We start from the raw sequence: 20142 nt of genomic DNA, 5'->3' as shown, positions 1-20142 counted from the left end.
AAGTCATCCGGCCGTCGCCGGTCCGTGTAACTTTCAGCCGCGGCTTGATCGCGCGGAGGCGCGACACACCCCGTGGGCGGCACCGGGACCCGCCGTGCCGAGCGACCCGGTCACGCTCCGCCGATCGTCCGTTGACGCCCGAACCACGACGTGCGTACGGTCCGCCTGCGAACCCGAAGTCACTACGAAGGAAATCGTTTGTCGGGCTCACCACGAGCGGCGATTCGGCGAATGTGGCATGTGGAGTGCGTGAAGGTTTTCGTCACCCGGCCAGTCGCCCCGCCATCGGCAACCAGTCGGAAACCGGTATCTCGGCAACTTCGCGCCCCGCCTCGGCGGCTCCCGCTCAGGCTCTCCTCTCCAACCCACCACCGCCTTCGAGGACACACATGCGACTCTTCTCCCATCGATCGGGGACGGCGCTGGCCGCCGTCCTCTGTGCCGGGGCCACGGCCCTCACTCTCACGCCGGCCGCCCAGGCGGCGGCCGGCTGCCAGGTCACCTACACGATCAGCAGCGAGTGGCCGGGGGGTTTCGGCGCGAACGTCAGCGTCGACAACCTCGGTGACCCGATCAGCGGCTGGAAGCTGACCTGGTCGTTCGGCGCGGGCCAGACCGTCACCCAGCTCTGGAACGGCAGCTACACCCAGTCGGGCGCGCAGGTCACCGTCACCGACGCCGGCTACAACGCCTCCATCCCCACCGGCGGCTCGGCCGGCTTCGGCTTCAACGGCTCGTCGACCGGTTCCAACCCCGTCCCCACGAACTTCGCCCTCAACGGCACCCCCTGCACCGGCGCCGTCAGCAGCCCGTCGGCGAGCCCCACCCGGTCGCCCAGCGCGAGCCCGAGCGCGTCCCCCTCGCAGAGCCCGTCGCCCAGCCCCTCACCGAGCGCCTCGCCCAGCCCCTCGGCGAGCCCTTCGGTCAGCCCCTCGGGCAACCCGCCTCCCACGAACCCCGTGGGCAAGGTGCTCACCGTGGCCGCCGGCTCCCCGTTCCGGCCGGTCACCCACGTCGCGACCGGCGGTCTGTACGGCCTGGCGGAGAACGGCAGACCGGCGGACTCGACCCTGCTGCCGCTGAAGGTCAACTCGCTGACGCAACCGGCCCCCGGGGTGGGACAGCGGCCCAACGGCCAGCCGCCCGGCGGAGACTCACTGCTGGTGGCGCCGCAGGCCACCCGGGTCGGCGCGGGGGAGTACATCCGGATGCCGGACATCTACTCCAACTTCCCCTACCAGTGGGTGAGCTGGAACGACTGGCTCGCCAAGGTGGACACGATGGTCCGCGCCCGGCTGAACGCCACCTCGGTGAGCAACATCCTCGGCTGGGAGCTGTGGAACGAGCCGGACTGGACGTGGAAGACCGCCAACGCCGGGGCCTTCAACGACGGCTGGACGCGCACCTTCCGGGCGGTGCGGGCGCTGGACACCACGACGCCGATCGTGGGGCCGAGCATCTCCTACTACAACCGCTCGTGGCTGTCGTCGTTCCTCAGCAGCGCCAAGGCGGCCGGCACGCTGCCGGACATCATCTGCTGGCATGAGCTGGGCAGCCCCAACAACATCGCCGCCAACATCGCCGACTACCGCGCGCTGGAGTCGTCGCTGGGCATCAGCCCCCGGCGGATCTCGATCAACGAGTACGCCGCGACGAGCGAGGTGGACGTCCCCGGCCGGATCGCCAGCTACGTGGCCAAGTTCGAGCGGGCCGGGGTGGAGTCGGCGCACCGGGCGTTCTGGTACGAGTACGGCACCATGAACGGCCTGGTGACCAACAACACCCAGCCCACCGGGACCTGGTGGCTCTACAAGTGGTACGGCGACATGGCCGGCCGGATGGTCACCACCACCCCGCCGAACCAGACAGGCCTGGACGGCTTCGCCTCCTACGACAGCACCCGCAAGATCGTGAACGTGGTCCTGGGCAACGAGGCCGGCACCAACACGGTCCGTTTGACCGGGATCGGCGCGCTCGGCCCCTCTGTCCAGGTGACCGTGGAGTCGACGCACACGCAGAGCCGCTTCACCTCGGCCCCGGCGGCCACCCCCATCTCCAGCACCGTCTATCGCGTGACCGGTGACCAGCTGCTGGTGATCGTGCCGAACATGGCCGCCTCCGACGGATATCACGTGGTCGTCCAGCCGGCCGGCGGGGTGCCGTCGTACCAGCAGCGGTACGAGGCGGAGGACGGGTCGGTCTTCCGCGCGCAGCGGCTGACGGCCTCGAGCGCGTCCGAGGGCGGCTACGTGGGCCGCATCGACAACGCCACGAGCACACACTCCACCGACAGCTACGTCGACTTCGTGGTGAACGTGCCGACCGCGAGGACGTACACGATGACCATCGGCTACGCCAACGGCGGCGGCGCCGCCGCGACCCAGGGCCTGGCCGTGAACGGCGGATCGTGGGGCACCGTCAGCTACCCGGCCACCTCCGGCTGGGGCCAGTTCGGCGCGACCACCGACACCACCGTCAGCCTCAAGGCCGGATACAACGTGATCCGCCTGGCCAAGGGTTCTCCCGGATTCTCCGGTGCGACCGGCAACGCCGAACTGGACTACATCCAGCTCAGCTGAGCCACGCCGCCGGACCCGCCCGCGCCGGCAGCACGCCGGCGCGGGCGGTCGCCGTCATCAGGTCGCCGTCATCAGGTCGCCGTCATCAGGCGGGTCAGTCCTTGACGGCTCCCGCGGTCACTCCGGCGGCGACGTAGCGCTGCGCGAGGACGAGGAGCACGGTGGCGGGGATCGAGGCGATCACGGCGGTGGCCATGATGGCGTTCCACTGCTGGTTGTTGTTGCCGATGTAGTGGTAGATGCCGAGGGTGATGGGCTGGTGGTCGCCGCCCTGGTCGAGGGTGCTCGCGAAGACGAAGTCCGACCAGGCCCACAGGAAGGCGAACAGCGACACCGTGATGACGGCGTTGCGGCTGACCGGCAGCACGACCGACCAGAAGGTGCGCAGCGCCCCCGCGCCGTCGACCCGGGCGGCCTGCGTGAGCTCCTGTGGGATGCCGGACATGAACGTCGTGAAGATCAGCACCGCGAACGGTACCGCCAGCGTGGAGTCGGCCAGGATCAGCCCCGGCACGGTGTTCAGCACGCCCGTGCTGAGGTAGATCGCGTAGAAGCCCATGGCCATGATCACGCCGGGGATCATCTGCGCGACCAGCAGCAGGAAGCTCAGCACGCCGCCGCCCCGGGGCCGCAGCCTGGCCAGGGAGTAGGCGGCCGGCGCGGAGACGACCAGGGTCAGCGCGACCGTGCCCAGTCCCACCACCATGCTGGTCGCGAGGTACGGCAGCTGCCGGCCGAGCACCTCGCGGTAGCCCTCCAGCGTCCCGTTCACGGGGAACCAGTTCGGCGGCGACCTGCGCATGTCCTGGTCCCGCGTGAACGACACATTGATCATCCAGTAGACCGGGAACAGCATCAGCGCCGTGAACACCACACCCAGGCCGGTGTGCCACCAGCCGCGTCCGCGCGCCCTCATGTCGTTCCCTGCCTTCGCTGCACGCGGATGTAGACGAGCCCGAAGACCAGCGCGATGACGATCAGCAGGTTGCCGACCGCGGCGCCGGGCCCGAACGCCGGGAGCAGGTTGCCGAACCCCAGCCGGTACGACCAGGTGGCCAGCGTCGTGGAGGCTCCGCTGGGCCCGCCCTTCGTCATGATCCAGATGATGTCGAACACCTTGAGCGTGTAGACGAGCCCGAGCAGCAGCGTGATCGCCGAGACCGGCCGCAACAGGGGGAACGTCACCCGCCGGAACCGCGTCCAGCCCGTCGCCCCGTCGATCTCGGCCGCCTCGTGGACCTGCGCCGGGATCGCCTGCAGGCCGCTGTGGAGCACGACCAGGTTGAACGGGATGCCGATCCAGATGTTGGCGATGGTGACCGACCACAGCGCCCAGTCCGGCGAGGTCAGCCAGTGGACCGGAACCAGGCCGACCGCGCCGAGGACGGCGTTGACGACGCCCGAGTCGCTGTTGAGCATCCACGACCAGGTGGAGGACGACACGATCAGCGGCAGCAGCCACGGCACCAGGAACAGCGCCCTCAGTGTCGCCGACAACCGGAAGCGCCGGGTGAAGAACACCGCGAGGGCGAGCCCGATGGTGAACTGGAAGACCAGCGACACCACGGTGAACACCACCGTGTGCCACAGCGCGGGCCCGAACGTCGCGTCGCGGATCACCTTCAGATAGTTGGCGAGTCCGGTGAACGGCGCGTCGCCCCGTACGAACGACCGCACGGTGTAGTCGCGCAGGCTCAGCTCGACGTTGCGGTAGAGGGGATAGGCGTAGAACGCGAGCAGGTAGACCACCAGAGGCGTGAGAAACGCCCAGGCCGCCCACTGGCCCGGCCGGTTCCGGCGCGTGAGCGCCCGGCGGACGCCGCCCTGCCCGCGCGCCGGGGCCCGCTCCCGCCGGTCGCCCGCCGGTGGGGGAACCGGCGTCTGTGTGGCATGTTCCATGCTCTGCCTCGTCTGACGTCCGTCGGCCGGGGAGATGCCCGGGGCGGGCGCCCCGGGCCCACGGCTCCTACTGGGTGGCGCTCGCCGCCGCGGTCTGGGCCTCGGCCATCGCCTCCTGCGGGGGCTGCGATCCGCTCAGCGCGGCCTGCGTCGCCTTCCACAGGGGCTCGGAGATCTTGGGGTACTTCGTGCCGAGATTGTCGCTGGTGCGGCCCTTGGCCGCCTTGACCGCCTCCACCCACACCTTCAGGTCCGGGTTCTGCTCCACCTGCTTCGCCTGCACCTCCTCGGTCGGGGCGATGTACGACAACGTGGTGTCGGTGGCCAGCGAGTTGTCGGTGCTGGCCAGGCAGGTCACGAGTTTCTGCGTCGTCGCGTAGCGGGCGGTGTCCTGCTGCACGGGGATGCTCACGAACTCGCCGCCGGTGGGGGCGGGAGCGGTGCCGCCGTCCTTGGCGGGGATCGGGATGATGCCGTACGGGAACCCGGCCTTCTTCGCGTTGGCGAGCTGCCAGGTGCCGTTCTCGGCGAAGGCGAAGTCGCCGGTCGCGAACTCCTGCCAGCTGGTCGTCTGGGTGTTGTTGATCACCGAGTTGGGGGCGTACCCCTTCTTCACCCAGTCGGTCCACAGCGACAGCGCCGCGACGCCCTCCGGCGAGTCCAGCTTGGTCAGGTTCGCGCCGGAGCCCCAGAACCACGGCAGGAACTGGAAGCTGCCCTCCTCGGTGCCGATCGCGGAGAACGTGATGCCCTTCTTGCCCGCGGCCTTGACCTTCTCCAGGGCCGCGGTCAGCGACGTCCAGTCCTTGACCGACGCGACGTCCACGCCGGCCTTCTTCAGCACGTCCTTGTTGTAGTACAGCGCGAGCGTGTTGGCCCCGATCGGGATGCCGTACGTCTTGCCGCCGATCTGGCCCGCCGCGAGCAGGTTCGGGGAGGCGGCCGAGGTGTCGATCTTCGTCTCGTCCGTCGAGGTCAGCACCCCCGCCTCGGCCAGGGTCGAGACGACCGGGTTGTCCACGATGAGCACGTCCGGCGAGTTGCCCTGCTGCGCCGCGAGCAGCGCCTTGTTGGTCAGGTCGGTGGTGTCGTAGCCGGTCCGCTTGACGGTCACCCCGGCCTGCGTCCCGCACTGGCCGAGCAGCTTCACCCAGTCGGAGGAGTCGTCGAACTGCGGGTACGGATCCCAGATCGTGTACGTCCCGCCCCCGGCCGCCTGGCTCGCGCCGCCCGCCGGAGCGTCACCCGCCGGAGCGTCGCCGCCGGAGGATCCGGAGCACGCGGTCAGGCCGCCCGCGATGGTGAGGACCACCAGGCCCAGGCCGGCGACGCGCCGTCTCCTGTCAAGGCTTTCCATGTCGATCTCCCTTTCGACGGCCGGCGTCCGGCCGAGGTCATCGCGTTCTCCGATGCGGCGCGGCCGCGCGGTCATCCGGTGGCGGCGACCGGGATCCAGACCCGCATCGGGCCCTCGCTCCGGTTGCCCCACAGGAAGTACGGCACCGCCGTGAGGGTGAGCGGGGCGCCGTGACGCTCCCTCGCGGGCGCGGCGGCGTACAGGGAGGCGCCGGGCTCGGCGAGCCTGCCGCCGGCGGTGAGGACGACCGGGAAGTCCGGCAGGTCCTCCCGGCGTCCCGCCTCGACGGCGACGGCGGGGTCGAGCCGCACGTCCTCCAGCACCGTGCCGGGTGGCAGGTCGGCCTGCTCCAGGCAGTAGACGAGCGGGCCCCGGGCCAGGGCGACGCAGCCGCGCACCGCGTCCACCCGGGGATGCGCGGTCACCCGCCGGACCGGCATCTCCAGGTCGAGGACGACCGTCGTGCCCGGCGCCCAGACCCGGGTGAGCCGTACGTAGCCGTCCCGGGCAGGGGCGGTCACCGGGCCGCCGCCGATCCGGACCGCGTACGCGTCGCACCAGTCCGGCACGCGCAGCGCGAGCGTCCAGGGGGTGTCGGCCTCGGACGTCACGGTGAGCTCGATCCGGCCCTGCCAGGGGTATTCGGTGCGCACGTCCACCCGCACGGCGGAGCCCGCGACCTCGGCGGTCACGCTGCCCGCGGCGTACAGGTGGATCTGCAGGCCGTCGCCCGCGGCCGTGGCCAGGTAGCCGTGCAGCGAGGCCATCAGCCGGGCGATGTTGGGCGGGCAGCAGGCGCAGGAGTACCACGGCAGCCGCCGCGCCTGCGCCTCCTCCCCGGAGCCGGTGTGGCCCGTGCGCGACTGCAGGGGGTTGGAGTAGAAGAAACGCCTTCCGTCGAGGGACACGGCGACGGCGACCGCGTTGTACAGCGCCCGCTCCATCTCGTCGGCGTACCGGGCGCGGCCGGTCGCCAGCAGCAGCCGCCAGTTCCACTGGAAGCTCGCGATCGCCGCGCAGGTCTCGGCGTACGCCCGGTCCGGCGGCAGTTCGTACGGATCGCCGTACGCCTCGTCGCGGTGGCGCGACCCGTGCGCCCCGGTCACGTAGGTGCGCCGGTGCACGGCGTCCTCCCACAGCCGCTCCGCCGCGTCCAGCAGCGTGTGGTCGCCGGTCTCCACGCCGACGTCGACCATCCCGGCGAGGAGATAGAGCTGTCGTACGGCGTGCCCGGTGACCTCCGCCGCCTCGCGTACGGGCACGTGGTCCTGGTAGTACGCGGGGCCGAACCGGCCGGGCCCGAGCAGCCCCCGTCCGCGCAGGTCGAGGAACCGGCGGGCCAGGTCCAGGTAGGGCCGGTGCCCGGTCAGCCGGTACAGCTCGGCGAGCGCGGTCTCGATCTCCGGGTGCCCGCAGACCTCCTCGGCGCCGCCCGGCCCGAAACGCTCCACCAGCAGGTCGGCGAAACGGCGGGCGACGGCCGCCAGGTCCGGGCGCACGCCGGTCCTCGCGGCGGCGACGGCGGCCTGGACGAGGTGACCTGCGCAGTACAGCTCGTGGCTCCACTCCGGCCTGCGCCAGCGTTCGTCCGGCGCGGCGACGGTGAAGTAGGAGTTGAGGTAGCCGTCCGGTCCCTGGGCGCGGGCGAGCAGCGCGGTCGTGTCGTCGACGAACGACCGCAGCGAGGCGTCACCGGGCGAGGAGGCGAGCTCCCAGGCCGCGCCCTCCAGCGTCTTGTGGACGTCGGAGTCGGCGAACCACATACCAGTGAAGGCGTCGCCGGACTCGCCCGCCGCCGCGCGGAGGTTGGCGATGTTGCCGTGGGCGTGCAGGTTGTCCACGCAGTGCGGGATCGTGTCCTCGGCGTTGCGCCGCTGCCACCGCCCCAGCAGGCCGCCGGGGTCCAGCCGGGCCTCGTGCACGCCGAGCGGCCGCAGCGTGACGACGGCGCCGGGCCGGGGGGCGACAGGTGCGACCGGTGCGGTGGGCTCCCGAGGGCCGAGGCCGGCGGGTGGGGGCTCTGACAGCTTCTGCTCGGTCATCCTGATCTCTCGTGGGGGGAGGCTCGCGGGGACGGCGGGCCAGGGAAACGAGGAAGGGGGGAAATCCGGGGCAGCTGGAAACAAAGGAAAACGATTGCCGACAAGCTACCAATGTGAAGTTGGGGCGTCAACACCGCGTTTCCGGCGCGTTACCCGTGCTCCATCGCGCTATACAGTGAATGGCGGCAACGTCCCCGGAAACTGGAGGAAACGTGGGGAGACCGGAGCGTCACGCCACTATCGCCGACGTCGCGGCACTGGCCGGGGTGTCGGTGGGCACGGCCTCCAAAGCGCTCAACGGGCGCGGGTCGCTGCGCGAGGAGACCCGGACGCGGGTTCGCGAGGCCGCCCGGCAGCTCAGCTTCCAGGCCAACGCCGGCGCGCGGAGCCTGCACTCGGGGCGCACCTACACCGTCGGGATGATCACCACGGACACCATCGGCCGGTTCAGCATCCCGGTCCTCATGGGCGCCGAGGACGCGCTCGGCGCCGGGGAGATGTCGGTCTTCCTCTGCGACGGCCGCGACGACCCCATCCGTGAGCAGTACTACGTCAAAACCCTGCTCAGCCGCCGGGTCGACGGGATCATCGTGACCGGCCGGCGCACCGAGGCGCGCATGTCCATCGGCCCGGACCTGCCCGTTCCCGTGGTGTACGCCTTCATCAGTTCCGCCGACCCGGGGGACTGCTCGGTGGTTCCCGACGAGGCGGGCGGAGCGCGGAAGGCGGTCGAGCACCTGCTGGCGGTCGGGCGCACCCGGATCGCCCACGTCACCGGGCCGGAGCATCACAACTCCGCGCGGGTGCGCGCGGCGGCGGCGCTGGAACGGCTGGCCGAGGCGGGGCTCGAACCGGTCGCGCCGCCGCTGTTCGGCGGCTGGAGCGAGGCGTGGGGCCGGCAGGCCGTCGGAATCCTGCTGGCGGGCCGGGCGGAGTTCGACGCCGTCTTCTGCGGCAGCGACCAGATCGCCCGCGGGGTGAGCGACGCGCTGCGCGCCGCCGGGCGGCGGGTCCCGCAGGACGTCGCCCTCGTCGGTTTCGACAACTGGGACGTGATGACCGAGGGCGCCCAGCCACCGCTGACCAGCGTCGACATGGATCTCGAAGGTCTGGGCCGGTCGGCGGCCGAGATGCTGCTGTCCGCCATCAACGGCACCGCCTCTCCGGGCCGGCACGAGCACCCCTGCCGGCTCGTGGTGCGCGAGTCGACCATCGTGCCGCTCGCATAAGCGTGCCGGGCCCCGGCGGTGGGGCCGGCGGGACGGGACAACGGATGGTCTTCCGGGTACGGTCGGAGGACCAAGGTCCCTGACATCCCCGCTGTCCGAAAGGAAAGGGTGAGGCGCAAGCAGCCTCTCCCCCCGGAGGAACGGAAATGACAGCCGACACGGCAACCGTGCAGCACCGACGTGAGGGCGGCCGGGCGGTCGCGCTGACGCTGGCGACGGCGGGGTTCGCGGTGAACTTCTGGGCCTGGGCGCTGCTCAGCCCGCTCAGCTCGACGTACAAGGAACTGCTCGGCCTGACGCCGTTCGAGGCGTCGGTGCTGGTCGCGGTCCCGGTCATCGTCGGATCGCTCGGCCGGATCGTCCTCGGCGCGCTGACCGACCGATACGGCGGGCGGCTGATGTTCGCGGTGACGAGCATGCTCGGCGTGGTTCCGGTGGTCCTCCTCGCCTTCGCCGGGAGCTATCCGGCGCTGCTGGCAGGAGGGCTCGTCCTCGGCCTGACGGGGGCGACCTTCGCGATCGGCGTGCCGTTCGTCAACGCCTGGTTCCCGCCGGAGCGCCGCGGGCTGGCTCTGGGGATCTTCGGGATGGGCAACATCGGCACGGCGATCTCCGGCTTCGCCACTCCGTGGCTGGCGGACAGGTTCGGCCGGCCGGTGCCGTTCTTCGTGGTCGCGGTCGCGCTGGTGGTGGTCGGGCTGGCGTTCCTGGCGTTCGGCCGGGAGGCGCCCGGCACCCGCCGGGCGACCGAACCGTTCCTGTCGAGGTTCCTGGCGGCCGGGAGGTTGCGCGTCACCCGGGAACTGGCCGCGATGTACGCGCTGACCTTCGGCGGGTTCGTGGCGTTCGGCGCCTACCTGCCCCTTTATCTGAAGGCGGTGTACGGGCTGTCCACCGCCGACGCGGCGGCGCGGGCGGCCGGGTTCGTCGTACTGGCCACGCTCGCCCGTCCGGTGGGCGGCTGGCTGGCGGACCGCTTCGGCGGCCGGATCGTGCTCTCCGGGGCGCTCGCCGTCGCGGTGGTGTGCGCGGTCGCCGTGTCGTTCGCCCCGCCGATGCCGCCCGCCACGGCCGGCTTCCTGGCCATGGCGGCCGCGCTGGGCCTGGGCAACGGGGCCGTGTTCGCGCTGCTCGGACGGGCCGTGCCGGCGACCGCTGTCGGCAGTGCGACGGGCGTGGTCGGCGCGGTCGGCGGCCTCGGCGGGTTCCTGCCGCCGATCGTCATGGGCCTGATCTACCAGGCCACCGGTTCGTACGCCATCGGGCTCATGCTGCTGGCGGCCGTCGCCGCGGCGGCGCTGGTGTACTGCTGGTTCGTACTGCGACCGGACGGACCCGGTGGACCCGGTGTCCCGGAGTGGTCCGGACCGGCCCACGACCTCGTCTGACGTGAGGGAGAGGAATTCGATGTCGAGGATCGACGGGCCGCTCGGCGACGCCCTGATCGGGCTCGGACGGCACCTGCGCCGCGGCGAGGTGTCGGCGGACCTGCGCACGCTCCACCAGATCGGCGGACGCCAGGGCGATGTGTTCTACCGGGACCGGTGGAGCCACGACAAGGTGGTGCGCTCCACCCACGGGGTGAACTGCACAGGGTCGTGCTCCTGGAAGGTGTACGTCAAGGACGGCATCATCACCTGGGAGGCCCAGCAGACCGACTATCCCAGTGTGGGCGACGACCGGCCCGAGTACGAGCCGCGCGGCTGCCCGCGCGGGGCCGCGTTCTCCTGGTACACCTACTCGCCGACCCGGGTGCGCTACCCGTACGCCCGGGGCGTGCTGGTGGAGATGTACCGCGAGGCGAAGGCCAGGCTGGGCGACCCGGTCGCCGCCTGGGCCGAGATCACGACCGACCCGGTCAAGCGGCGCCGCTACCAGGAGGTCCGGGGCAGGGGCGGGCTCGTCCGCGTCTCCTGGGAGGAGGCCACCGAGATCGTCGCCGCCGCGCACGTGCACACGATCAAGGCGTACGGTCCCGACCGGATCGCGGGGTTCTCGCCGATCCCGGCCATGTCGATGGTCTCCCACGCCGTCGGCGCGCGGTTCGTCTCGCTGCTCGGCGGCACGATGCTGTCGTTCTACGACTGGTACGCCGACCTGCCGGTGGCCTCGCCCCAGGTCTTCGGCGACCAGACCGACGTGCCGGAGTCGGCGGACTGGTGGGACGCCTCCTACCTGATGCTGTGGGGTTCCAACGTGCCGGTCACCCGCACCCCCGACGCCCACTACATGGCCGAGGCGCGGTACCGGGGGCAGAAGGTCGTCGTCATGGCCCCCGACTACAACGACGCGGCCAAGTTCGCCGACGAGTGGCTGTCGCCGCACCCCGGCACCGACGGAGCCCTCGCCATGGCCATGGGCCAGGTGATCCTCCGGGAGTTCTTCGTCGAGCGGGAGACACCCCGCTTCGTCGACTACGTCAAGCGCTACACCGACCTGCCCTTCCTCGTACGGCTGCGCGAGCACGACGGGGCGTACGTGCCGGACAAGTTCCTCACCTCCGCGGACCTGGGCGGGCAGGGTGAGGAGGCCGCGTTCAAGACCGTGCTGCTCGACTCCCGCGACGGCGAGCCGGTGGTGCCGGGCGGCTCGCTCGGCTTCCGGTTCTCCGCCGAGGGGGAGGGGCGCTGGAACCTCGACCTCGGCGAGGTGGACCCGGCCCTCACCCTGCTCGGCCAGGGGGAGGCCGTGCCGGTGACGCTGCCGCGGTTCGACGATCCCGGCGAGGCGGTGATGCGGCGCGGCGTGCCCGCCCGCCGCGTCGGCGGCCATCTGGTCACGACGGTCTTCGACCTGATGCTGGCGCAGTACGGCGTGGCCCGCGACGGGCTGCCGGGGGAGTGGCCGGCCGGCTACGACGACCCGGAGCAGCCGTACACGCCCGCCTGGCAGGAGGCGATCACGTCGGTGCCCGCGGCGGCGGCCGCGCGGATCGCACGGGAGTTCGCCCGCAACGCCGAGGAGTCCGGCGGCCGATCCATGATCATCCTGGGTGCGGGGACCAACCACTGGTTCCACTCCGACACGATGTACCGGGCGTTTCTCGCGCTGGTCACGCTCACGGGCTGCCAGGGCGTCAACGGCGGCGGCTGGGCGCACTACGTCGGGCAGGAGAAGTGCCGTCCGGTCACCGGCTGGGCCCAGATGGCCTTCGGACTCGACTGGGTCCGCCCGCCCCGGCAGATGATCGGCACCGCGTACTGGTATCTCAACACCGGCCAGTGGCGCTACGACGAGCACACCCCCGACGCGGTCGCCTCCCCGCTCGGCCACGGCCTGTTCGCCGGCCGCACCGGCGCCGACCTGCTCGCCCAGTCGGCCCGGCTGGGCTGGATGCCGTCCTATCCCACCTTCGCCCGCAACCCGCTCGACCTGGCCGACGAGGCCGAGCGGGCGGGCGGGGACGCGGGCCCGTACGTCGCGGAGGAGGTGCGCGCGGGCCGGTTGCGCTTCGCCTGCGAGGACCCCGACGCGCCGGAGAACTGGCCGCGGGTGCTGACGGTGTGGCGGGCCAACCTGCTCGGCTCCTCGGCCAAGGGCAACGAGTACTTCCTGCGGCACCTGCTCGGCGCCTCCGACGCGGTCCGGGCGGAGGAGAACGCCCCGGACCGGCGGCCGGCGGACGTGACCTGGCGGGACGAGGCCCCCCGGGGCAAGCTCGACCTGCTGCTGTCGCTCGACTTCCGGATGACTTCGACCACGTTGTTCTCCGACATCGTGCTCCCGGCGGCCACCTGGTACGAGAAGCACGACCTGTCGTCCACCGACATGCACCCGTTCGTGCACGCCTTCACCCCGGCGATCGACCCGCCGTGGCAGACGCGTACCGACTTCGCCGCCTTCCACGCCGTCGCGCGGGCGTTCAGCGCGCTGGCGCGCGACCACCTCGGCGTACGCCGGGACGTGGTCGCCGTGCCGCTGCTGCACGACACGCCGGACGAGCTGGCCAGCCCGCACGGACGGGTACGCGACTGGCGGCGGACCGGTGAGGCACCAGTGCCGGGCCGCACGTTCCCCAGGATCGTGGTGGTGGAGCGGGACTACGGGGCGATCGCCGAGAAGCTGGCCGCGCTCGGCCCGCTGGCCGAGCGCCTGGGCGCCACGACCAAGGGCGTCACCTTCGACGTCGCGGCCGAGGTCGAACGGCTGGGCAGGGTGATCGGGACCGTGCGCGGGGGAGCGGCCGACGGGCGGCCGTCCCTGGCGACCGACCTCGCGATGTGCGAGACGATCCTCGCGCTGTCGGGCACGACCAACGGCCGGCTGGCGGCGCAGGGGTTCGAGAACCTGGCCCGCCGCACCGGCACCGACCTCGGCGGGCTGGCCGACGAGCACCGCCGGATCACTTTCGCGGACACCCAGGCCCGGCCGGTGCCCGTGATCACCTCGCCGGAGTGGTCGGGCAGCGAGACCGGAGGGCGGCGCTACTCCGCCTTCACGATCAACGTCGAGCACCGCAAGCCCTGGCACACCCTGACCGGCCGCCAGCACTTCTACCTCGACCACGACTGGATGCAGGAGGCCGGCGAGGTGCTGCCCGTCTACCGGCCGCCGCTCAACACCGCCGCCCTCGCCGCGGGACCGGGCGGCGAGGACGGCATCGTGGTGCGGTACCTCACCCCGCACTCCAAGTGGTCGATCCATTCGGAGTACCAGGACAACCTGCTGATGCTGACGCTGTCGCGAGGCGGCCCGACGATCTGGATGAGCCCGGCCGACGCGGCGCGGGCCGGCATCCGCGACAACGACTGGGTGGAGGCCGTCAACCGCAACGGCGTCGTGGTCGCGCGGGCCGTGGTCTCCCACCGCATGCCCGCCGGGACCGTGTACATGTACCACGCCCAGGAGCGCGTGGTGGACGTGCCCAGGAGCGAGGCCTCCGGCAGGCGCGGCGGCATCCACAACAGCCTGACCCGCCTGCTGATCAAACCCACCCACCTGATCGGCGGGTACGCCCAGCTCAGCTTCGCCTTCAACTATCTCGGGCCGACGGGCCACCAGCGCGACGAGGTCACCGTGATCCGCCGCCGCGCCCAGGAGGTGGACTACTGACATGAGAGTCATGGCCCAGCTCGCGATGGTGATGAACCTCGACAAGTGCATCGGCTGCCACACCTGCTCGGTCACCTGCAAACAGGCGTGGACCAACCGGGCCGGCACCGAGTACGTCTGGTTCAACAACGTCGAGACCCGGCCCGGACAGGGCTACCCCCGCACCTACCAGGACCAGGACAAGTGGAAGGGCGGCTGGGAGCTCAACCGGCGCGGGCGGCTCCGGCTCAGGGCCGGCGGACGGCTCAAGAAGCTGCTGACCATCTTCGCCAACCCGCTCATGCCCTCCATCGGCGACTACTACGAACCCTGGACCTACGACTACGACCGGCTGTTCTCCGCGCCGGTCACCGAGGACACCCCCGTCGCCCGTCCCCGCTCACTCATCACCGGCGAACCGACGAAGATCAAGTGGAGCGCCAATTGGGACGACGACCTCGCCGGCGCGCCCGAGCTGGCCCCCGCCGACCCCGTGCTGCGCAAGCTGTCGGACCAGGTGAAGCTCGAGTTCGAGCAGGCCTTCATGTTCTACCTGCCGCGCATCTGCGAGCACTGCCTCAACCCGTCGTGCGTGGCCTCCTGCCCCTCCGGCGCCATGTACAAGCGCTCCGAGGACGGCATCGTGCTGGTCGACCAGGACCGCTGCCGGGGCTGGCGGATGTGCGTCACCGGCTGCCCGTACAAGAAGGTGTACTTCAACCACCGCACCGGCAAGGCCGAGAAGTGCACGTTCTGCTATCCGAGGGTCGAGGTCGGTATCCCCACGGTCTGCTCGGAGACCTGCGTCGGACGGCTCCGCTACATCGGGCTCGTCCTCTACGACGCCGACCGCGTCGCCGAGGCCGCCTCCACGCCGGACGAGAAGGCGCTGTACGAGGCGCAGAAGAGCGTCATGCTCGATCCCCGCGACCCCGAGGTGATCGCCGCGGCCAGGGCCTCCGGCATCCCCGAGGACTGGCTGGAGGCGGCCGCGAACTCCCCGATCCACAAGCTGATCTTCGACTACGGCGTGGCGCTGCCGCTTCATCCCGAGTACCGGACCATGCCGATGGTCTGGTACATCCCGCCCCTGTCGCCCGTGGTCGACGTGCTGCGCGAGACCGGCCACGACGGCGAGCGGGCGGGCAACCTGTTCGGCGCCATCGACGCGCTGCGCATCCCCGTCGGCTACCTGGCCGAGTTGTTCTCCGCGGGCGACCCGGAGCCCGTACGCGCGGTGCTGCGCCGCCTGGCCGCGATGCGGTCGTACATGCGGGGGATCAACCTCGCCGGGGAACGCGACGAGTCGATTCCCGCCGCCGTGGGGCTCAAGGGCGACCAGATCGAGGAGATGTACCGCCTGCTGGCCATCGCCCCCTACGGCGAGCGGTACGTCATCCCCAAGGCGCACGCCGAAGAGGGCGCCCGGCTGGAGGAGCTCGCCACCGGCTGCAGCCTCGACTACGACGGCGGTCCCGGCATGGGCGGCCCCTTCGGCGAGGCGTCCGGCCCGCCCGCCCCGGTGGCCGTGGAGAACTTCCACGCCCTGCGGGAACGGCAGGTCGCCGACGACCTGGACCGCGCGGACGAGCTGCGCGGCCGGGTCAACCTGCTCAACTGGGACGGCAAGGGCACCCCCGACGGGCTGTTCCCCAAGCGGAAGGACAAGTCGTGACCGATCGCACGGCGCACGCGAGGGTGCACATGGCGGCCTCGGTGCTGCTGTCCTATCCCGACGAGCGGCTCGCCGAGGCGTTGCCGCTGCTGAACGCGGTGGTGGCCGAGCTGGGGCCGGGCGAGCCGGCCCGGCGGCTGGCCGCCTTCCTCGGCCACGTGGCCAGCACCCCGCCGGCCGACCTCGCCGAGCACTACGTGGCGACCTTCGATCTCAAGCGCCGCTGCTGTCCTTATCTGACCTACTACACCTACGGCGACACCCGGCGGCGCGGGATGGCCCTGCTGCGCTTCCAGCAGGCGTACCGGGCCGCGGGGTTCGACGTCACCGGAGAGCTGCCCGACCACCTGGGCGTGGTGTGCGAGCTGTCCGGCCGCGGCGCCACCGAGCAGGCCGTGCGGCTGCTGCGCGAACATCGCGCGGGCATCGAGACCCTTCTGCGCGCACTGCGCGAGGAGGGGTCGCCGTACGCCGAGGTCGTGGCGGCGGTGCTGGCGACGCTGCCCCCGCCCACCGAGCGGGAGCGCCAGGCCGCGCTGAGGCTGGCCGAGGAGGGCCCGCCGGCCGAGGAGGTCGGCCTGGACCCCTACGGCCCCAACGCCCCATCCCTGGGAGGACGACGGTGAACGCCCTCGACGTGACGCTCTGGGTGGTCGCCCCCTACGTGGTGCTGACGATCTTCGTCCTGGGCCACGTGTGGCGCTACCGCTATGACAAGTTCGGCTGGACGACGCGCTCCTCCCAGATGTACGAGTCCCGGTTGCTGCGGATCGGCAGCCCGCTGTTCCACTTCGGCATCCTGGTCGTGCTCCTCGGCCACGTCGGCGGCCTGGTGATCCCCAAGAGCTGGACCGAGGCCGTGGGCGTCGGTGAGCACGCCTACCATCTCGCCGCGGTCGTGCTCGGCACGGTCGCCGGCCTCTGCACCGTCGTGGGCCTGGCCATCCTGATCTACCGCCGCCGCACGGTCGGCCCGGTCTTCACCGCCACCACCCGCAACGACAAGCTGATGTACGCCCTGCTCGCCCTGACGATCGCGCTCGGGCTGGCCGCCACGGTCGTCGCCAACGTCGTCGGCGGCGGTTACGACTACCGCACCACCATCTCTCCTTGGTTCCGGTCGGTCTTCTACCTCCAGCCGCAGGGGGACCTGATGGCGGCCGCGCCGATCCTGTTCAGGCTGCACGCGCTCGGCGCGATGGTCCTGTTCGCCGTCTGGCCGTTCACCCGGCTGGTGCACATGCTCACCGCGCCCGTCGGATATCTGACCCGCCCGTACATCGTGTACCGCAGCCGGGATGACCGAGCCGGCTCCCGCCCGCCCCGCCGAGGCTGGGAGCCCGCGGGCCGCCCCTGACCGTCAGTGCGAGGTCGTGGGCGTCGCGTAGAGGGTGCGCGCGACGCCGACCCGGTTGGACACGCCGAGTTTGGCGAAGATCCGCGACAGGTGCATCTCCACGGTCTTCTGCGTCACGTAGAGCCGGTCGGCGATCTCCCGGTTCTTCAGCCCTTCACTGACCAGCCGGGCGATCTGTCGTTCGCGTGCGGTGAGGGAGGCGGCGGCCGGCCGCTCGGCGACGGGCGGGCCGGAGGCGCTTCGCGGCCCACCGGCGCCTGGCGGTCCGGCGGCGGCTGATTCGATCACCGGGACGGTCAGGTCCGCGGCCGTACCGGTCATCAGGCCGGCGACCCTGCCTGTGGTCGAGTCCGGCACCGGGTCGAAGGCCGGGTCGATGGCCGGGTCGACGGCCGGGTCTGCGGGGGACGTCCGGATCGCGGCCTTCCACCAAGTGGGCCCCGGCTGTGCGGCCTCCCATCGTGTGGCCTCCGGCTGTACGGCGTCCGACCACACGTCCGCCGCGGGCCGGGTCAGGCCGTTCACCTCGATCGGGATCCCGCCGCCATCGGGGCCGCCCGCGGCCGGTCTGGCCTCCGCGACCATCCCGGCGGCGAGGGCCCAGGGCCAGCCCTGGACCACGGGCGTGCCGTACTCGGCCAGGTGGCGTCGCAGGGCGTCGAGGTCGCCCATGCGGGCCGTGACGAGGCAGCGTGCCGCGAGCACGGAGGAGCGGAGCGCGGCGCTGCCGGACAGCCAGGCCGCGCGCACGGCCTCGTCGGCGCTGTCTTTCGCCGCCGTGAGCAGGCCGGCGGCACACAGCGCCGCGACGCGGGCGACCAGCGCGTGGCTCACGACCGCCTGCCGTCCTGCCGACCTGCCGGCGGCCACCGCACGATCGAGATGCCGTATCGCGTCGTGCGGGCGTTCGAGGACGAGCGCGGCCCACCCGATCCAGAGCGGCGCGTCCGGGCGGGCCGTGAGCTCCTCGTCGGGGAGCGCGTCGAGGACCGCGGCGGCTCGGGGGAGGTCGTCGAGTGTCCCCGCGGACGGCGTGCCGGCGAGGACCGCCGAAACGGCGAGCATCCCGCGTGCCGCGCAGCCCAGCAGGGGCAGGCCGAGCCGATCGGCGATGTGGACGGCCTGCGTGGCGTCGGCGTGCGCCGCGCCGGGGGAGCCGCTCGACACTTCGAGCCACGCGCGTTCGAACGACAGGGCCGCGCGATCGGCCTCGTCCCGGGTGTGCGCCAGCTCGGTGCCTACCAGGGCGCGGGCCTCGCCGGACCGCCCCAGGTCGTGCAGAAGGCGGGCATGGTCGGCGGCCACGACGGCGCGCCGGCCGCCCGCGCCGTACGGGATCAGCCGCAGGGCCTCGGCCAGGGCGTCGCCGGCCTGCCGCAACTGGCCCGCCGCCTCGCACGCTCTGCCGAGCGCCAGCAGCAGGCCGGTGCGAACGCCTGCCTGCCCGTTCTCGCCGGACCGCTGGTTCTCGCCGTGCTGCTGGTTCCTGTCGGTCTGTGCGTTCGTGCCGACCTGTGCGTTCTCGCCGTCCGGCCCGTTCCCGTCGTACGGCAGCAGTTCGAGCGCCGCCCGCCGCCACTGGGCCGCCTGCCGCGGCCGCGCGGCCTCGACCTCGTCGGCGGCCGCGGCGAGGAGCGCGACCGCGGCGTGATCGCCCGGCGTGGCGACCCGCGTGAGATGCGGCGCCGTCTCGACGGCGGACACCCGGCCGCCGGCCGGTGACTGGGCGGCCCGCGCGTGGGCGCCGAGCCGCCAGCCGGGACTCACGTTGTGGTAGACGGCACGCCGGACCAGGGAGTGCCGGAACCCGAACCGCCCGGTCCCCGCCACGAGGCGGATGAGGTCGTGGGAGGCGATCTCGTCGATCGCCGAATAGGCGTCCTGCTCGCCGACCTCCGCGATCGCGGCCACCGACGGCACGGTGATCGGGTCGCCGAGCACCGCGCACGCGGCGACGACCAGTCTTCCCAGGGGCGAGAGGCGGGCGACCTCGGCGGCCAGCGCCGAGGCGAACCACGGCGGCACCGGGGCGATGTCGGCCTCGTCGATGCCGGGCGGGCCCTGCTCCAGCACGTCCGCCAGGGCACGGAGGTAGCCGGGATTGCCCTCGCTCGCCCGATACAGCTCCCCGCGCGCCCGCGCGGGAAGGTCCTCGCCGAGCAGAGCTTCGGTGTGACGTTCGGCCAGGGGTTCCAGGCGCAGCCGGGCGACCTCCCGCGCCGTGTCGGCGGTGGCGCGCAGCCGCGGGGACACCTGCCGGTGCCGATGTGCGAAGGCCAGGAGCACCGGGGCGCGGGGCGGAGTGCACATCAGCCGGCACACCACGTCGACGGTGCCCGCGTCGGCCTGATGCAGATCGTCGAGGACGAGGGCGACCGGACGGGACGAGGCGAGATCCTCCAGCAGCAGGCGAACGGCGTGTCCCACGCGGTAGGGCGCCGCGACGTCGGGCGGCGACGGCGCGGAGGCGTCCGCCGCCAGCGAGGGAAAGACGGCCGCCAGCACGTCCCGCTGCGCCGCCGGCAGCCGATGGAGCCGTTCGCCCCCGGCGACGGAGAGCCGGCCGTCCAGTGCGTCGACGATCGCGCCGAACGCCAGGTCGCCGTCCACCGGCTGCGGCCTGCCGGTGAACACCGCGATTTCCGCCTCTCGCGCGACGCGGACCACCTCGGCGAGCAACGCGGTCTTGCCTGTTCCGGGATCTCCGCTGATTTCGAGGAAAGCCGGGCGGCCCTGCGACAGGCCCTGGACCGCGGCCTCGATCTCCAGGCGTTGCGACTCCCGTCCGATAAGCGGGCTGACCGGCCGGTGTGGCGCCGGGGCCGCGATGGCCGGCCTGTCGTCAAAGGCCGGATGGCGCCGCGGCGGCACACTCATATCCTTCACCCTATGGCCTCGCACTTTTGTCGGCGCCTGATCGGAATGCGCGTCAATACATATTCGGGATTGGTTTTCGAACAACAGGCGATATTG

At 72.1% G+C, this 20142-nt stretch carries 12 protein-coding genes; 7 read left to right on the top strand and 5 right to left on the bottom strand.

What is annotated here, in order from left to right; all coding sequences use genetic code 11:
* The first annotated feature begins 389 nt into the window (after window positions 1-389).
* Window positions 390-2579, top strand: a complete 2190-nt coding sequence (locus F5972_RS27380) for a cellulose binding domain-containing protein (RefSeq protein WP_225311944.1) — start codon at window positions 390-392, stop codon at window positions 2577-2579.
* A 94-nt stretch (window positions 2580-2673) separates the two neighbouring features.
* On the opposite strand, the gene F5972_RS27375 is transcribed toward F5972_RS27380, so the two are convergent.
* The 4 genes from F5972_RS27375 to F5972_RS27360 form a co-directional block, all read right to left on the bottom strand.
* Window positions 2674-3495: a carbohydrate ABC transporter permease gene (locus F5972_RS27375; RefSeq protein WP_150937301.1), complete on the bottom strand. Its 822-nt coding sequence runs from the start codon at window positions 3493-3495 to the stop codon at window positions 2674-2676.
* The gene (locus F5972_RS27370; protein WP_150937299.1) at window positions 3492-4478 is read right to left on the bottom strand and encodes a carbohydrate ABC transporter permease; all 987 of its coding nucleotides are present in this window, start codon (window positions 4476-4478) and stop codon (window positions 3492-3494) included. Before F5972_RS27370 ends, F5972_RS27375 begins: the two co-directional genes overlap by 4 nt.
* Window positions 4479-4545: 67 nt before the next feature.
* Window positions 4546-5835, bottom strand: coding sequence for a sugar ABC transporter substrate-binding protein (locus tag F5972_RS27365; protein ID WP_150937297.1), 1290 nt, complete (start codon window positions 5833-5835; stop codon window positions 4546-4548).
* A 71-nt stretch (window positions 5836-5906) separates the two neighbouring features.
* Window positions 5907-7877: a glycoside hydrolase family 127 protein gene (locus F5972_RS27360; protein WP_150937295.1), complete on the bottom strand. Its 1971-nt coding sequence runs from the start codon at window positions 7875-7877 to the stop codon at window positions 5907-5909.
* A 212-nt stretch (window positions 7878-8089) separates the two neighbouring features.
* Here F5972_RS27360 and F5972_RS27355 point away from each other — a divergent pair, with 212 nt between their 5' ends.
* From F5972_RS27355 to narI, 6 genes are all read left to right on the top strand, one after another.
* Window positions 8090-9106, top strand: coding sequence for a LacI family DNA-binding transcriptional regulator (locus F5972_RS27355; RefSeq protein ID WP_225311943.1), 1017 nt, complete (start codon window positions 8090-8092; stop codon window positions 9104-9106).
* Window positions 9107-9252: 146 nt separating this feature from the next.
* Window positions 9253-10494, top strand: coding sequence for an MFS transporter (locus F5972_RS27350; protein ID WP_150937291.1), 1242 nt, complete (start codon window positions 9253-9255; stop codon window positions 10492-10494).
* A gap of 19 nt (window positions 10495-10513) precedes the next feature.
* On the top strand, window positions 10514-14158 hold the full coding sequence (locus F5972_RS27345) for a nitrate reductase subunit alpha (RefSeq protein ID WP_150937289.1): 3645 nt from the start codon (window positions 10514-10516) through the stop codon (window positions 14156-14158).
* A gap of 1 nt (window position 14159) precedes the next feature.
* The gene (gene narH, locus F5972_RS27340) at window positions 14160-15812 is read left to right on the top strand and encodes a nitrate reductase subunit beta (protein ID WP_150937287.1); all 1653 of its coding nucleotides are present in this window, start codon (window positions 14160-14162) and stop codon (window positions 15810-15812) included.
* Window positions 15809-16438 carry a nitrate reductase molybdenum cofactor assembly chaperone gene (gene narJ, locus F5972_RS27335; protein ID WP_225311942.1) on the top strand — a complete coding sequence of 210 codons (630 nt, stop codon included), beginning with the start codon at window positions 15809-15811 and terminating at the stop codon, window positions 16436-16438. Before narH ends, narJ begins: the two co-directional genes overlap by 4 nt.
* The gene (narI, locus tag F5972_RS27330) at window positions 16435-17169 is read left to right on the top strand and encodes a respiratory nitrate reductase subunit gamma (protein WP_150937284.1); all 735 of its coding nucleotides are present in this window, start codon (window positions 16435-16437) and stop codon (window positions 17167-17169) included. The genes narJ and narI overlap by 4 nt, the downstream gene beginning before the upstream one ends.
* Before the next feature lie 3 nt (window positions 17170-17172).
* Here narI and F5972_RS27325 read toward each other — a convergent pair whose 3' ends face one another.
* Complete coding sequence (locus tag F5972_RS27325; protein ID WP_150937283.1) at window positions 17173-20046, bottom strand: helix-turn-helix transcriptional regulator; 2874 nt, start codon at window positions 20044-20046, stop codon at window positions 17173-17175.
* Window positions 20047-20142 lie beyond the last annotated feature (96 nt).

The organism is Microbispora cellulosiformans, assembly GCF_008728085.1.
Lineage (GTDB): Bacteria > Actinomycetota > Actinomycetes > Streptosporangiales > Streptosporangiaceae > Microbispora > Microbispora amethystogenes.
This window is presented reverse-complemented; position numbering and strand designations above follow the sequence as displayed.

Coding starts and splice junctions, on each gene's coding strand:
- F5972_RS27380 (WP_225311944.1), top strand. CDS start 390: ATGCGACTCTTCTCCCATCGATCGGGGACGGCGCTGGCCGCCGTCCTC.
- F5972_RS27375 (WP_150937301.1), bottom strand. CDS start 3,495: ATGAGGGCGCGCGGACGCGGCTGGTGGCACACCGGCCTGGGTGTGGTG.
- F5972_RS27370 (WP_150937299.1), bottom strand. CDS start 4,478: ATGGAACATGCCACACAGACGCCGGTTCCCCCACCGGCGGGCGACCGG.
- F5972_RS27365 (WP_150937297.1), bottom strand. CDS start 5,835: ATGGAAAGCCTTGACAGGAGACGGCGCGTCGCCGGCCTGGGCCTGGTG.
- F5972_RS27360 (WP_150937295.1), bottom strand. CDS start 7,877: ATGACCGAGCAGAAGCTGTCAGAGCCCCCACCCGCCGGCCTCGGCCCT.
- F5972_RS27350 (WP_150937291.1), top strand. CDS start 9,253: ATGACAGCCGACACGGCAACCGTGCAGCACCGACGTGAGGGCGGCCGG.
- F5972_RS27345 (WP_150937289.1), top strand. CDS start 10,514: ATGTCGAGGATCGACGGGCCGCTCGGCGACGCCCTGATCGGGCTCGGA.
- narH (WP_150937287.1), top strand. CDS start 14,160: ATGAGAGTCATGGCCCAGCTCGCGATGGTGATGAACCTCGACAAGTGC.
- F5972_RS27325 (WP_150937283.1), bottom strand. CDS start 20,046: ATGAGTGTGCCGCCGCGGCGCCATCCGGCCTTTGACGACAGGCCGGCC.